The organism is Candidatus Amarolinea aalborgensis (assembly GCF_900491745.1).
Taxonomy (GTDB): Bacteria; Chloroflexota; Anaerolineae; order SSC4; family Amarolineaceae; genus Amarolinea; species Amarolinea aalborgensis.
The window spans coordinates 81,278-96,353 of the sequence record NZ_UETR01000004.1; the positions used below are offsets into that span (position 1 = coordinate 81,278).

The 15,076-nt window shown below is 60.4% G+C and carries 7 protein-coding genes and 1 pseudogene; all 8 read right to left on the reverse strand.

Annotated features, from left to right (window positions below):
• Positions 1–30: 30 nt before the first annotated feature.
• Complete coding sequence (locus ACPQ6D_RS06885) at positions 31–2,955, reverse strand: hypothetical protein (protein WP_423223570.1); 2,925 nt, start codon at positions 2,953–2,955, stop codon at positions 31–33.
• Positions 2,956–2,968: 13 nt separating this feature from the next.
• Positions 2,969–4,099 (reverse strand): class I SAM-dependent methyltransferase, encoded by a 1,131-nt coding sequence (locus ACPQ6D_RS06890; RefSeq protein WP_423223571.1) that lies wholly within the window; start codon positions 4,097–4,099, stop codon positions 2,969–2,971.
• A gap of 171 nt (positions 4,100–4,270) precedes the next feature.
• Positions 4,271–7,120 (reverse strand): family 16 glycosylhydrolase, encoded by a 2,850-nt coding sequence (locus tag ACPQ6D_RS06895; protein ID WP_423223572.1) that lies wholly within the window; start codon positions 7,118–7,120, stop codon positions 4,271–4,273.
• Positions 7,121–7,130: 10 nt separating this feature from the next.
• A complete protein-coding gene (locus ACPQ6D_RS06900; RefSeq protein ID WP_423223573.1) occupies positions 7,131–8,048 on the reverse strand; it encodes an SH3 domain-containing protein in 918 nt (305 codons plus the stop codon).
• Between the two features lie 65 nt (positions 8,049–8,113).
• Positions 8,114–8,260, reverse strand: a complete 147-nt coding sequence (locus ACPQ6D_RS06905; protein ID WP_423223823.1) for a hypothetical protein — start codon at positions 8,258–8,260, stop codon at positions 8,114–8,116.
• Positions 8,261–8,290: 30 nt separating this feature from the next.
• Positions 8,291–8,905, reverse strand: a pseudogene (locus ACPQ6D_RS06910) (CARDB domain-containing protein); the annotation flags it as partial.
• Positions 8,906–9,068: 163 nt separating this feature from the next.
• The gene (locus ACPQ6D_RS06915; protein ID WP_423223574.1) at positions 9,069–10,349 is read right to left on the reverse strand and encodes a hypothetical protein; all 1,281 of its coding nucleotides are present in this window, start codon (positions 10,347–10,349) and stop codon (positions 9,069–9,071) included.
• A 54-nt stretch (positions 10,350–10,403) separates the two neighbouring features.
• A complete protein-coding gene (locus ACPQ6D_RS06920; protein WP_423223575.1) occupies positions 10,404–14,954 on the reverse strand; it encodes a hypothetical protein in 4,551 nt (1,516 codons plus the stop codon).
• Positions 14,955–15,076: the final 122 nt, after the last annotated feature.

Consider the following 15,076-nt stretch of genomic DNA (forward strand, 5'->3'; position numbering starts at 1 on the left):
ACGGGTGGGACGCACCGCTATGATACGCCATCATGGCGTCACGCGTTCGACCTGATAAGTCGGATGCCCCAGCGGCGCTTCTTCAATCTGGTTTGTGTCTGACTGCCTGGACAGCAGGGGCAGCTCGTTTGACCACCAAACCGCTGAGTAAGACCAGGGGCCGCCATTCACATACCCACAACCATTGATATAGAAGTTGCTCAGGCCAGCGCTGCCATTGCAGGTGGTCTGGTTGCTGAATGTGCCGCTGGCATAGAACGCGCCGCTAAAGGAGAAAGCGTTGCCAGCGATCGCTTCCAGCGGCAAGTGCGTAATTTTGTAACTGCCGCAGCCAGTCACGCTGATATAGATGGCAAAATCATCCACGTAAGCGCGGTCGTTCGTGACGTAGAACTCAACCGCGCCTCCACTCGTGCGCCAGAAGCCGGGCTGCGGCCCATTGGACGCTGTCGGCGTTGGCGTTGGCGTTCGTGTAGGGGTTGGTCCGGAGGCGGTGGGCGTTCGTGTAGGGGTTGGCCCTGACGTGGTCGGCGTCCAAGTTGGCGTTGGCCCGGAGGTGGTAGGCGTCCAGGTTGGTGTGGGCGTAACCGAACCGTTGATCTGGAAACTGACATCGTCAACGAAGAAGCTGGATAGGAGCGTGCCATTCGTCACGACGCGGAAACGCACGCGCACGGTTTGCCCGCGGATTGCATTGACTTGATCGCTGGTCAGGGTGTAGCTGGCAAATCGCCAGCCATTGGTGGGCGGCGCCCCGTCGATAAGGAACGCGTCGACGTCGTGATGCCCGGTGGCCGGATTGAGCAGCTGCAGGGTGAAGTAGTCGCGCCCGGTCGCCGTTTCGCTGCTTTGCGACCAGTACCAGAAGCTCAGGATGCCGCTGGTCAGGTCGGTTGGAATCGTCACGTTCTGGAACAACTGGTCATCGGCATTGTGATAGCCGCCCAGCCAGGCCAGGTAGCGGCCGCTGTGCGCGGTAATGCCGGAGGGCGGCGGCTGAATCACCGGCACACCGATGAGCGTGGTCTCTGTCCAGCCGGTGTGGTACTGCTCGAAGTCGCCGTTGACCAGCATCTCCGTTGCCGCAGGCACTGTCGGCGTCCAGGTTGGCGTGATCGTCGGCGTTGGCGTGATCGTCGGCGTCTTGGTCGGCGTCGGGGTCCGGGTGGGCGTGGGGGTCGGCGTTGGCGTATCGGTGGCCGTAGGCGTGGGGGTCGGAGTTGGCGTATCGGTGGCCGTGGGCGTCGGGGTCGGCGTTGGCGTGGGGGTCGGTGTCCAGGTAGGGGTAGGGGTTGGGGTCAGGAGGATGGGGATCGGGACGTTGAGACCCCAGGCAATCGTGCCGGATTTCTGCAACTGGCGGCTGCCAACGGTCAACTGGAGCGTGAAGGGTGCACCGCGCGTCGCGCCGGCCGCTTGTTTGAGGCGGATGTCCACGCGGCCGTTGGGGTCGTTGAGGTCCACGGTCAGATTCGCGCTGCCATTGGCAAAGCGCGCCGGCCCGCTCAGTTGGGCAGTCAGCGCGGCGGGTAGGGTCACATTGCCGTACACCACCCCAATCGTCGTACCGCCAGGCGGCAGCAGTAAGATTTGAACCGGCCGCTCCCAACTCAGCCAATCGCCGGTCGGAGTCCGGGTGGGCGTGACGGTCGGGGTGGGTGTGTACGTCGAAGTTGGCGTGCGCGTGGGTGTGACGGTAGGCGTAGGTGTGAACGTCGAAGTCGGGGTGCGTGTGGGGGTCGGGGTGATCGTCGGCGTGGGTGTGGGTGTGGGGGTCGGATCGAGCCGAATGATGCGGGCGTATTTCAGAACGCCACCACCGTAGTAGCTGAAATGCGGAGTACCTGACTCGTCAACCGCCATTGCTGAGTATGATCCATAGATTCCAACATCATCTATCTCTCGATAGGTCAAACCGAAGTAGAACAATTTGAGTTGGCTTTCCCAGCTGAGGTGAATACTACTGTGTATAGCTAGAGATATATTTGATCTGTAACTCGACACTATGGTGAATCTGCTGATTTCCCAACCACTGGTCGCCTTGTGCGCATAGCTTAAAAAGAGGGGGGGCGGTGCCCCCATCCCATAAGCAATATACGGTTCCCCCTGATCAGTAAGCGCAAGCGACGTGTAAAGGCCAGTATCGCCCAAGGTATCAACCGCCTCTTGGTGCCAACCGTTGTTGTCACGCCAGGCGTATTTCAGATCGCCGTTTAGATAGTCATAATAACTGATTCTGGGGTTGCCACTACTATCCAGGCGAAGAGAGTTGTAGAAACCTACCTTGCCTTGGTTGTCGACCGTTTCATGGCGCCAGGCGCCGTTTTCCCGAATAGCAAATCGCAGATCTGCTCTCCACGTTCCCAAATCAACACTGTAACTGACGTTAGGCCTGCCATTGTTATCCAGTTGCAGCGACACATACCACGCCCCTTGACTATCAATGGTCTCAAAATGCCAGCCGCCAGCGTCTTTGTAAGCATACTTGATACCAGTGGCAGTGCCATCGTAATAGGCAATGTGCGGAAATTGTTGGTTGTCCAATACTAGTGAGGTTTGCCCGCCGTATTGTCCAAAACCTGTGCGTACGACCTCTATTTGCCATGTGAGGGTCGCATCCTTGAAGGTATATTTCAGGGCGCGGTTGGTGGCGTCAAAATAGCTAATATGAGGGCGACCAGCCTGGTCAATGGCAAGCGATGTAAAAAGCCCGACATCCCCACTACGATCAACAATTTCGCGCTGCACGCGCCACACATCCGGTGTGGGACTAGGTGTAATTGATGGGGTTTCGGCGATATTGCCCACAAAGACTGGCTCGCCTGCGTGCGGCTGAGATGGCTTCACGGGTTTGGATTCTTGTGTCACTGGCATGGCGACCACCAGCCGGACGGTGATTGCCAGCGCGGCGAGCAAAAAGCACACAACCAACACAACGAGTTTACGGGTTGACATGGAATCCTCCTTGCTAAACTAGCTGCGCAACCGCAAACAGGTTGGCGCGCAGCGGCTCAAACTCAAAGCGCAGGCCAGCGACTCCAAACGACGTGCGGGCGAAGATCCGGCGATATGCCTGCTCGTCCCGGTAGAGCAAGGGCCAGTCCAACAACCAATCAACCAGGACGCGGTCGTTTGGATGGGTTTCCGTACTAAAATTGCCCACGATCAGCGTACCGCCGGGCGCCAACATACCATGGCAGTCCTCGATCAGGCGCGCGGCCAGGTCGGCGTTGAGGTAGTCGAACAGGCCGGCGGCATAGATCACGTCGAACGGCTGCGCCGGCCGGTTAGCGCCGCGGGCATAGCGCAGCGCGTTGTCGTGCACGAACTGCACCTGGCCGTTCAGCCGGCCGTTGATGCGCTGGTGTGCATAGGTCAGCGCGGCGCCGTCCATATCCAGGCACGTGACCTCGACCGCTTGCGCGCAGCCGGGGTACCCTGAGAGCAACGCCAACTCTCGCGCCGGCCCGCTGCCCAGGCTGAGCAACCGCACCGGCTGTATGCCGGCGACCGTTCGCCGATGTACTTCAGCCGCCAGCTTGTCCACCAGGTACGCCAGGCGGTTGCGCACGGCCTGGGCTGGCCGCGCATGCAGGTAGTAGTCGTCGAAGATCAGGCCGGGCAGGTCATCTGCACGCGGGCAGCAGTCGTAGATGATCTCGATCGTCTCGAAGTCGCCTGGGTAGCCGCGCGGCTTGGCGAAGGCGTGATGGAAGAACGGCCCCGTAGCCGACCAGGCGCGAATCGGCGGCACGACCCACTCCCTGGCGGCCTGGGTCTCAGCTTCGCCTGGCGAGCGATCCAGGAAGGCCTGGATCGCGCCGCCGAGGTCGTGCATGGCGTCGAGCATGGCGCGGCGGTGCTGCGCGAGAATCGCTTGCTGGTCGGATGACCTCGCGGCTGCCAGCCGGCTCTCGATATGCTGCACAAGGCTGGCGAGGCGATGGAATGGCTGTTGCACGCGCGTCGCGCAGTCGGGCGACGACACGACGTGCGCGTCAGCCGGCCTGACAAGACCTGTCAGCGACGGTCCTCCGAACTTCACCCTCTCCTTGTTGAGCCTGCTGTCGGTGGCTTGCGCAACTGGCGGGGTGGTCATGAGACCCTCCTTTTCCTACGGGCAGGACAGAGAACGAATCTGTCTGCGGGCATGATCGCTTACATCTATTCTACCTGCTTTTGGCCGCTTGAGACTGCACACTTACTGCACAGATCCTGCACGATAGTCTGCACATAGGCCATTGTGCAGTGCTGTCCATCGCGGCTGGGATCACTGCCGCCGAATCCAATCCACGTAAACATCGTCCGGCTCCAGGTCCCACTGATTGTTGCCGATGGAGGTGCGCCGCACCTGGATGCGCATGCCTCTCACATTCGCCCAATTGAAACCGGTCTCGCCGCGCAGAGGGTAGTAGTACGTCATCCAGGCGCTGTTCTCGACGATCGTGCGCCAACCGCCGCCAGCCCAGGGAAGATACTGATCGTTGTCGCGATGAAGCTGCAACTGAACGCCGTGATCGTCCACCACCACCACAGTGATCGAAGGGCGGCCGCCGCGCACAGTTTCACAGCGTTTCATACAAGCGGGCAGCCAGGCCTTGTTCCGCCAGTCGCTCGGCCGTGCACCCCAGGCCCCGATCACCGCCTCACCTACCCAGGAATTGCCCTCGTCGGCGCCGCCCATGTGCAAAGCGTTGCTCCCCTGGCAGGCATCGGATACCAAGTCGAAGTGATCGAGATCATTATGGTCGTTGTACCAGCTCCCCAGACCGAGCTCGAAATCCTCGATGAGGTCGGGGGGCCAATTCGCTGGCGTGCTTGTGGGTGTCGGCGAATGTGTGGGAGTCGGCGTGGGTGTATCGAAAATCATATCGGTAACTCGAAACGAAGCGCACCAATCGCCGGTATTCGCCTGAAGCTCCAGTTGCGATGTGTTGTAAGGATAGCTATCGCCAAGACTTGCCTCATGGTGCTCCGGGGTAGCAAGGTAGCATGAGTAATGGGGTGATTGACCTACCACTCTGTTTGTGCTCGTATCGTAGAGTTTCAAATATGGCCCCTGGTAGCACGTCTGAGCGATTGAATTCACATCGAAGGACAGGGTCAGGAATGTCACGATTGCCTGAGTGGGAACCTGCAGACAACGAGCCGCTTCCGTCAAGGAAATGCTGTATTGCCCAGGTGGTAGGCTGGCGCCATCTCGGCATACCGAAGGAAGAGGTTGGAAGGGTCCAATAGGTGGACACCCAAGCGTAAAACCGATCGGCAGTGGAACGGGCGTCGGCGTCCGCGTGGGGGTTGGGGTGATTGTTGCGCAGCCGCCGGGCACAGGGACCGTGTCGGTGGGACAGGCTGTCGGGGTCGGGGTGAAGGTCGGCGTTGACGTTGGGGTACGCGTCGGCGTTGACGTTGGGGTACGCGTCGGCGTTGGCGTCCAGGTTGGCGTGGGGGTTGGCGTAATCGTCGCGCATCCGCCAGGCACGGGCACACTGCCGGTTGGACAGGGCGTCGGCGTGAAGGTCGGCGTTGACGTTGGGGTGCGCGTCGGCGTTGGCGTCCAGGGCGGCGTGCGGGTCGGCGTTGGCGTCCAGGTTGGCGTGTTGGTTGGGGTGATCGTCGCGCAGCCGCCGGGCACCGGGATGCTGCCGGTTGGACAGGCCGTCGGAGTCGGCGTGAAGGTCGGCGTTGACGTTGGGGTGCGGGTCGGCGTTGGCGTCCAGGTTGGCGTTGGCGTCCGGGTTGGCGTCCAGGTTGGCGTGTTGGTTTGCGTTGGCGTCCAGGTTGGTGTGTTGGTCGGCGTTGGCGTATCGGTTGGCGTCGGCGTTGCGGTCACAACCGCCGGGCAAATTTGGATCTCATCGGCCGAAGCGATGACCTGACCGGGTTGCCGCGGCCAATGCCGCAGGCGGATTTGCTTGATGTTGGAGAGATCGAGCACGCCGTTGCCCTGGTGATCCCACGGATCGCGCCAGGTGATGGCCGCCAGCGGCGCCGAAATCTCCTGCCACTCAGCGCCATCGGCCGTGATGGGGACGCCCCAGATCTCGTCATCGGCGTCTTGCAGGGCCAGGTACAGATTACCGGCGCCGCTCACCTTGCGGTAGAAAAACCGCAGCTCCCGCATCGCGCGCCAGTCACGATTGACCGGCTTGGCCACAAACCACCAGTCGTCAGGCTCGAAGGTGGCGCAGTCCAGCTTGATGGCCTGCCCGCGATAACCAGCCTCTTGGGTGTAGGTGCAGACTGCGCCGTTGCCATATTCGCCGTGCCAGTCACGAATATCCTCGAAGTCTTCGAGGGTTTGGCACGCGGGCGGATAGGCTCGTGCGGCCAGCGGCAGAAACTGTGTGGTGAAAGCCGTGTACCGAATCCAGTCGAGGGTCACGAATGTTGGGGCGCCGGGGTAGGTGAAGCGGCCGCACCAGTCATCCACCTCGGTGCATGCCCAATAACTCGTCATGATGCGCATGGGCGTGGTGGGTAGGGCGCCGCGGCTGCCTGTCTCCACATGGCGCAGGGCGCCGTCCACATACCAGGCCACGCGTCCGGCCTTCCACTCGATGGCGTAGGTATGAAAGTCGGTCGAAGCGTCGAAGCCGAGGTCAATCCAGGTTTCGTGACCGCCGACGCCCTGGGTGAAGTAATTGACCTGCAGGCGAGTCGGATCGCGCCCCAGGATTTCGATGTCTATCTCATCATTTGGGTTGTTGTCGTTTGGCCCCGTGTAGGTGAAGAAAGCCGTCACCGTGCCGGGGAGGTTCGATGCCCTCAGGCGAGCCTCGAAGCGACCATAGCCGAAAAGCTCGTTGCCGCGATACTCGCCGGAGGCATAGGGCCGGCCGCCGCAGCCAGCCGGACAGGGATCATCGTCCAGGCGAATCGTCATCTGACTGTTGGCGAACCCGATGTGATCGGGAAGCCAATGGTTCCAGAACGGCGGATTGGGATTGCCCCAATCGGCCTTGTGCCAGCGATTGGCGTCGAAGGCATTCAAATCATCGAAGAATGCGGCCGCAGGCGTATGTAGTCGCATAGCTGCCACGGCGGCCGCGCCCACGATCAGCGTCAGGCCCAGAATTGCCAGGCCCAGAAAAAGTGAAAACCGTTGTTTGGATGGCATGATCGTCTCCTCAAGGCCCGACAGACCATCGAATAGTCGCCTTGACCTCACCGTTCAGACGAATCTCTGAGCGATAGCCCCCATTGGAAAAAGACCCACCTGGCGCGTAAAGGGGGACTGCCAGGAAACGGAATTCCCCTTTTTTCCCGATAAGTATCGTTGTCCCCTGGTAGATCTTATCATCAGGCCCTAGAAGGTTCACGGTCAGGGTCGAGGCGCCGAGAGGGTTGCTCAGATCGAGGGTGTAGGCGTCGCCCCTTTGCAGTTTGTTACCATCAATCTCAAAAGCACACCAAACGACAGATACGCCGGCGGGAAAGGCGACCTGACCCGGATCATCAGGTTGGTCGGTCGCGATCATGCGTAGGTTCGAGATGGCCTTGACCGTTATGCTGGCTGGCGTCGGCGGCGCTGCTGGCGTCGGCGGAATGGACTTGGCAATTGGAACCGACTCGGCCGGTACGTTGAGCGTCACCAGCTTGGCCGAAACCCAGCCATGCTTGCCATCTTTCAGCTCCACCTCCAACCAAGAGCCATCCTGGTTGCGGGCGAGCACCGGCAAGGATTCGCCTTTGGCTGCCCTTCCGACCACGGGGTAGACCGTGCCGGGCCCACTACGCACGTTGATGCTGTCGCCGGTCACGGAGGCGGCCGGCGCCGGGGTAGGGGACGGAGATGGAGTATCGCTCGGCACCGGCGTCGCCGTGGGTGTCGCTGTCGCCGGCGGCGTCGGCGTAGCGGTCGGGGCGATTGTCGCGGCGGTCGTTGGCGCCGATGTCGCGGTCGGCGGCGCCATGGTCGCAGATGGCGCCGTGGCAGGCGTGTTGATAGCCGTCGTACTGTGGGCGCCCGGCGCCGTGGTGGATCCGCCACAACCGGCCAGCACGAGCGCCCAGAAGGCCAGAACCAGCCAAATACGTGTTTTCATGGTGAATTACCCTCCTACAGATCAAGAGAAGGCCGCGCGTGAGCGCTGGCACGATAGGGGACTCCTCACATATTCTTCGCCACCGGCTCCGGTGTTGCGGCGCCAGTCGGCTTGGGCGTCCATGTCGGGCTCGGTGTTTGCGTCGGCGTGCGGGAGGGCGTCGCGGTCGGCGTCGGCGTCGGCGTCGACGTGGGTGTACAACTTGGTCTCATGGTTGCCTCTGCAACCATGAGGTTGTTGTTTTCGTCACTTTCACGGACACGATCCGCACTGTCAACCATAGCCTGGTAAATTGCATACAGGCGCAGCGGGGGATTTGATTCCGTGAATACCTGAGAGTCACCTGCGGCCAAACCAGGCAGTGACCATTGCCTGGTGTAGCCCCCTGGACCCATAACTGTTGTGTCGAATGCCCCTGCTGGACCGTTCCCTCGGTTTGCGATTGCCACATCAACCCACCAGCTATTGGAGCACGGCCAAGGTGCAGAAGAACTCCCGCCATAAATGTAACGCACTACCAGATCGGGCGACGATGGATCGGGCGTGACCACAGGGCAAACAACGAGCGGCAGGTACAGCGCATGCTCTGGCGCTGGACTAAGCGCCACTCGCCCGGTCATCGGCTGCGCTGGTAAGAACGCCATGCCCCAGAGGATGGTTGGGACCACCAGAATAGCGAGAGAAATGCTAAACCCCGCGCCCTTGCTTGTTCCGTGTCGCATGTTGTCTCCTTTTCCGACTGGCAAACCTGATCTGCAATTGAGGCTGCCCATCTCGGCGACATCACCGGTGTGCTCATACACAAGTGAAGCTGACTTATGCTGTCGTTGAACAGAGCGCAGCTGCTTCGCAAACATGATCCCCGCTGAGGCTCTGCTCACGACTCTTGGTTTCGACCGATTACTTTGAACATACCGTTCTACTTCTCAAGAGACAGGCCTGTGCGCGGCTGTCATCACCGCGCTGACGATGTTTCCTGCGCCCTGCGAAAAGGATCATCACGCACGCTAACACGTTCAGCTATGGCTGCTGCGTCGCCGTCCAGGTACCGCTGTTGCTGCATACCGCGCGGGGCGTTGGATCGTAAACCACCGCCCAGATCAGCCAGGCGCCTTGGACGGTTGTCATCGCCGTATTGAACTGGCCTGCCAACCGGTTCGTCGCGCCGCCGCCGGCCCCAGCGTTGATTTCGAACTGCCCATTGACGATGGGCCAGCCAACCGGACTATTGATGTCTATGTGGCCGGTTTGCGTCATGAATGGACAGGTGATGCTGTACTCAATATAGAAATGCCCAACCAGGGCGCCCCCTGGCAACAAGTCAACCCGCACGACACGCCCTTGGCTGGTGGCGCCGATGAAATGCCCTGAATTGGCCGGCGCCGTCGGCGTTGCCGTTGGTGTAGAGGTGGGTGTTGGCGTCAAGGTCGGTGTGGCTGTCATGATGACCGGTAGCGTCGGCGTTGCATCGGCCCGTAGAACCAGCGGCAAGTTGATTCTCCTTCCCGTCGGTTGGCCGGTTGGCGTTGATGTGGCCGCAGGGTAGGTAACGTCGAGCGCGATGTCATCCACCGTGATGCCCATATCGCTCGTGTTGCCATCGCTGATAAAGCCGAAGCCAATCCACACCTGACTTTGTCCCAGGCGCTGGCGCAGATCCAGCGTTCGCCGATAGTAACCTTCACCGTTCGAGCCGTTGCTCCAGTCGCCGCAGTAGGCTGAGCCGGTGAAGACGGCGCGATCGGGGGAACTGCCGACATACAGCAGGTCAAAAGGGCAACCCACGCCGCCTTCGGTTCGACCCCACAGGTAGAAGTCCAGGCTGGCGTGGGTTGCCTGGCTCAGATCGAACGGCCCATACACAGCCCAGGTGCGCGCATTGTCGGGATAGGTCGCCGCGCAATCCAACGCGCCGCCTTGCGCGCCGCCGCCCACAGACCAGCCGGCGAAATTACTACGGTTGTGGGAATGGCAGTTGCGTTTGCCCCACAGGTATTCGCCACCGTCATCGTTGCCCTGGTCGGCCAGTTGCCAGCCCGGTGTCGGCCAGGAGCCTTCGAAGGTTTCCTGCATCTCCGCGACGGCCGGGGTTGCGGCGAATGCTGGGTTGCGAGCCGATGAACTGGCAAGCACTTGGATCATGGATTCGACAGTGACACGCGCTGGCGCTGCGACCACGGGGATAGGACGTCCAATTGGCGCATCAGTAGCTTGACCACGATGAAACCCCGCTGCGGCATCGAGGGCAGTTGCGAACAGCGTCAGCAAGGCGACGAACTGTATCGTCAGGCGAAATGACATGGACGATATCCTTTCGTTTGTTCGAGATGTCAACCTGGCCTGCAGCCCAAAGCATTACCGATGCACCTGGGGAAGATACAGGCGCGGACCGCTGTTACTGGGCGACGCCGCCAGCAAGACATAAATCCCCAGATCGTTGACGACAGCGGAGATTGCCAGGTGATCCGGGTCAGGCTGGCTTGGTTGTACTTGCCAGTCAACGTCGTTCCAGCGGGCAATCCGCAGATCGGCGGGTGTCATCCCGTTGCCGAGACGGGTTGGATCGTAGAAAAGACGCAGGACCGCGGGATGCTCTGTGCCGGTGATGCCGCCGGAAGCGCGCAGCGCGTACGCCTGGCCCACGGCTATCATACCGGTGGGCAGCGGCTGTGGAATCGCGCCGGTGGGCATCAATACCATACTCACATTCGACTGCGTGAAGCTGCCAGGCTCCAGGTGCAGCCATGCCGCGCCATCCGGTGAATACAAATTCTGTTCCGTGTCGCTATCCACGGCGCCCAAGTGATAATTAAGATCTTGTCGGATGTTGTCGCCCGCCGTGCTGCCCACCAGATTGACATCTCCCATCCCCGTGCTGGCAACTCTGAAGTGCGCCGTCCCGGAATAGACTCCGGTGGCGCCTTGAGACTGCAGCACAATGGAAGCCGGAATCACCGGGCCTGGCGGCGAGATTATGGCTCGCACAATACTGTTCGAGCCGACGCCGCCCACCACGACAGTCAGATCATCTCCCTCGGGGCTGGGGATCAAGCTCAGATAAGCGTTGGGCGCGGGGCTATTGTCTTGCCGCCCGGCTGCAACCCCCAGGGTGATGACATAGCTGGTTGCAACACCAATGACCGTTTGGGCAGAGTAACTACCAGACAGGCTTGTCGCTCGCAGTGTGTCGCCGGCGACAGCGCCATAAACGGTGATTTGACCGTTGGCGTTCGTTTGGCCCTGGTTGATGACAACCGTACGACCATTCCGATAGGTATCAATGGCAACTTGCGCCCCTTCGGCAAAGGATTGCCCGTTCGTAGCGCGCACGGTGATTTGGCGCAGCGGGGCAGCATCCCCTTGCTCGTGAACTGTAATTTGAGGAAAGGGCAGTAAGTTCGATGGCAGCCCCACAGGCCCAGTGATTACGGCGCTGCCCGTGATGGGCCTGGATAACTGCCAGCGCGGCGGGGCTGCTGTGTCCGCAAAACGCCTGAGCACGGTTTCCCAGTCCGACTCTTGATAAATCTGCCACTGCGCGGTCTCCTCACACATCGAGCTCCATAGTCCGGCGGCGCCCCGCGATGACCATTCACTGGCGTTGTACTGCATATTCATGATGCTCGCATTGACAGCATCGTACTGGGAATCTAGCGTCGAGTCGGTGCAGCGTTTCCTATCATTGATGCCGACTATCTGGCCATTTGCATAGATGTAACCAAAGTAACTGTCAAGCAGGGTCAACCCATAATGACCGAACTCATGGATGAGGGTGCGATAGCCATCGGCTTCATTCCAATAGCCATGACCCGTGCCGTAGCGCCCCGTGCCTCCCCAGCGATCCCACTGACGCCCGACGCGTATGACATCGGCCGGGTCTGTCGAGCGCAGTCCGCCAATGTAAGCATACGGACGCACGAACTGACGGGCCAGCATCTGCACATCAGCCTCCTCCCATTGTTGACCATCGTCGTAGATGGTGACCTGACCGAGGGCCATCTGCCCATTGCTCACATCGAAAAGATAGTCCGAGGCCAGGCGCACCGCGGTCGAGATTTCCTGCATGTAGGCTGGTGTGGCGTTCCACTGCAGCGAGACAACCAGATTGAAGGTTACCAGGGGGAGTGCTGGATTTAGCCTCAGGGCCTGACGCCCGAGTTGTGTCACTTTGTGGCCGCTGACCTGGGTGTTAGGATCCGCGAGGTTCATCGTCAGGCTGGTGAGGCTGGTGCGATAGGCCCAATCGCCGCGGCGATGAGGTCGTTCGTCCAATGGCTTCATCGCCACCAGGCGATCTCCGATTGCTATGCTGGCGGGCGCCACGATACCCAGCGCATCGCTCACTCCCACCAACCGGCCGTTTTGGTAGACACAGGCGCCGCGCACAGCGCGCCCGCTGCCGTCTATCACCGCTACATGATTCGCTGGAATCGGCGGCGGCGCGGCAGCACTGTAGAAAATATCCTGGTTGAAGCCGATTGGCGAAACCATGTCATTCCAAAGCAGGTGAACCGAGCGGTCGGGAGCAACAGTCAACCCAGGAAAGTACCACTGGTTCGAAGGAACAGGCGCAGGAATCAATGCCGCCACCACCTGTGCGGCGCTCCAGCCAGTTTCTGAGTCAGGTCGCGTGAGATAACGCAGCGCCCATTCAGTGACTGTGGCCCAGGCCACATGCAAAGCGCCGGTTGGCCCCACGGCGAGCGATGGCGCCATCAGGTTCTGCCCACTGCCTGGCACGCGTGCGAGCTCCAGGCCGGTTGACCATGACCCGGCGGCTGGTTTTTCGGCATAGTACAGGATGAACACGTCGCCATTGATACCGACCGGCAGGCGATCCGGCCACACCAGGTGAAGTGTGTCGTCCGCGCTGATGCCAAGGGCCGGCCAGAGCGAGCTGCCGGCTGTTTGCGAAATGTTGACAGGCGCACTCCAATCGCCCGCAACCGATCGCCAGGCGTAGAAGATCTCACCATTTTCATACCAGACGACATGCACCTTACCCTGGCTATCGGCAGCAACGTCCGGCGCCCAGGAGGTGCCTGCCGTGTTGGAGACGCGTTCAGTCACGCTCCAGGCGCCGCCGGCGGTTTTGCGTCGGTAAAAAATTTCGGCGTTGCCAGGGCTGCTGTCGCTCCAGATGAGGTGCAAATTGCCGGTCGCGTCGCTGTGAATTTGAGGAATGACATTGGCCTGACCGGCGCTTGACACATTCACAGGCGAGCTCCAACTTCCGTTCGTTGGCTTTGTCGCATAAACGATATTGCCGTTTGCCAGCCAGATAACGTGCAACATACCTTGCGCATCCACCTCGATGTCCGGGTAGTAGGCATTGGCCGAGCCAGGGATTATGGTGGGCGTTGACCACGCGCCGCCGGGCGCTTTGCTGGCGTAAAGCACGACACGGCCGCTGTTGTACCATACCGCGTGGAGCCGCCCCTGGCGATCAGCTGCCAATTCGGGTGCAATCGAGATCGTATCGCTGGACGTCAGCCGGACGGCAGGCGTCCAGGTCACGGGTGGGTTGGACGGCGGCTCGCAGCCGTAGCCACTGTCTGGATCCAGACGGGGTGAACTGACTACTTGCGCCGATGGCTCGGTCGTCATTCCAAGATCAGGCGGTTGTGATGCACGAAGAGCGTCCGATGGAAACGTCTCGGGCAAACCGCTCTGATAGGCTGGAATCCCGCCCCTGACCAAAGGCAAGAACCGATGTTGAGTTGGCAAGGTGTTCGTGCGCCAACTAAGCGACCAACTGTCCAGTGATGGCGTTGCACCGGCATGCTGGCTTGCGAGGTTTGCTCGTAGAATGAGGCTTGGATGAGCGATCGGATCAATCCCGGCTAAACTGACGCTGTCTGATACGTTGGACAGCAACAAGGTGCGATCAGCAGCCAGGATGTCTACGGTCAGTGATGTGCCGCTGCTCGTCTCAGTGACGAAATGAACGCTCTCCCAAGCTGCAAATCCTTCACTCGGTGCGATCGCAATGGATTCGGCGTAGCCGTTGGTTTGGCTGCTGCTCAATTCCAACCGGCCGCTTGTCAGGCGCACGTTACGGCGGTTGCCCAGGCCATCGTAATTCTGCAGCGTGTCACGCCAGGTCGTTCCTGCCATCAATACGTAAATGCCAAAACGCCGCACGGACTTGCTTTGGGCCGGCAGATAGCCCATCGGTTCACTTTCGACGTCCTGCCACTGATTGTGAGCCTCATCCCACCAGAACATGGATACGGTGTACGGGTCCCGGCCGGCCAACATGCCTGGTTCATAGTCCATGTCCAGGATCATGGGCGCCAGGCTCTGCGTGACGGCGCCTGAGGCGCGTATCGAATACGCCTGACCTAACTGCCGAAAACCAGCCGGCAAGTCGCCGGGCAACTGCACGGTGTTATTGATCACCACGTAGGAGTCAGGCAGAAGCGCGCCGGCCGGCATGAAGAGTCGCACTGCGGTATCCAGCGAGCTAATCGTAAGCGGCGCATCCCCAGGAATATAGCGCTGCTCGAAATCGCTGGCGCCGAGAATGATCGTATCGCTCATGGCCGATGTAGTTGTCACCACGAAGGTCATGACGGGGCTGCTGGTATAGGGTGTAGCGACGCCATCGAAAGTGAACGCGTAGCCATTGATTGGCGGATCGAAATCAGCGTGGCTTGGCTCGTGCGCAGTGGAACCAACGCGCAGTGAAGCGCCGATGTTCGATAGATTGCCCACGCGCCCTGCTTTTGCCAGGATCGAGGCGCCGTCCAGCGGGATGATTTGAACAACGGCATGACTCGGCTCGTGTGCGGTGTTACCGCCGCCTTCGGCATGAACACTGATTGTCTCGCTTCCTGCCAGGATAACCGAGGCCAGCAAGATTAGCACGACGAACAAGCTAACACGGATAATTTGTCGTAACATCGGTCGCCTCCTCACATGTGCCGCACAAGATAAGATGACCAGAGGATGAGGATGTGGTATACTGACCGAAACACACCGTTATCAGGTGTTCATTCGTCAGTACATTTTCGGATTCTCATGTC

Coding starts and splice junctions, on each gene's coding strand:
- ACPQ6D_RS06885 (WP_423223570.1), bottom strand. CDS start 2,955: ATGTCAACCCGTAAACTCGTTGTGTTGGTTGTGTGCTTTTTGCTCGCC.
- ACPQ6D_RS06920 (WP_423223575.1), bottom strand. CDS start 14,954: ATGTTACGACAAATTATCCGTGTTAGCTTGTTCGTCGTGCTAATCTTG.
- ACPQ6D_RS06890 (WP_423223571.1), bottom strand. CDS start 4,099: ATGACCACCCCGCCAGTTGCGCAAGCCACCGACAGCAGGCTCAACAAG.
- ACPQ6D_RS06905 (WP_423223823.1), bottom strand. CDS start 8,260: ATGAGACCAAGTTGTACACCCACGTCGACGCCGACGCCGACGCCGACC.
- ACPQ6D_RS06900 (WP_423223573.1), bottom strand. CDS start 8,048: ATGAAAACACGTATTTGGCTGGTTCTGGCCTTCTGGGCGCTCGTGCTG.
- ACPQ6D_RS06915 (WP_423223574.1), bottom strand. CDS start 10,349: ATGTCATTTCGCCTGACGATACAGTTCGTCGCCTTGCTGACGCTGTTC.
- ACPQ6D_RS06895 (WP_423223572.1), bottom strand. CDS start 7,120: ATGCCATCCAAACAACGGTTTTCACTTTTTCTGGGCCTGGCAATTCTG.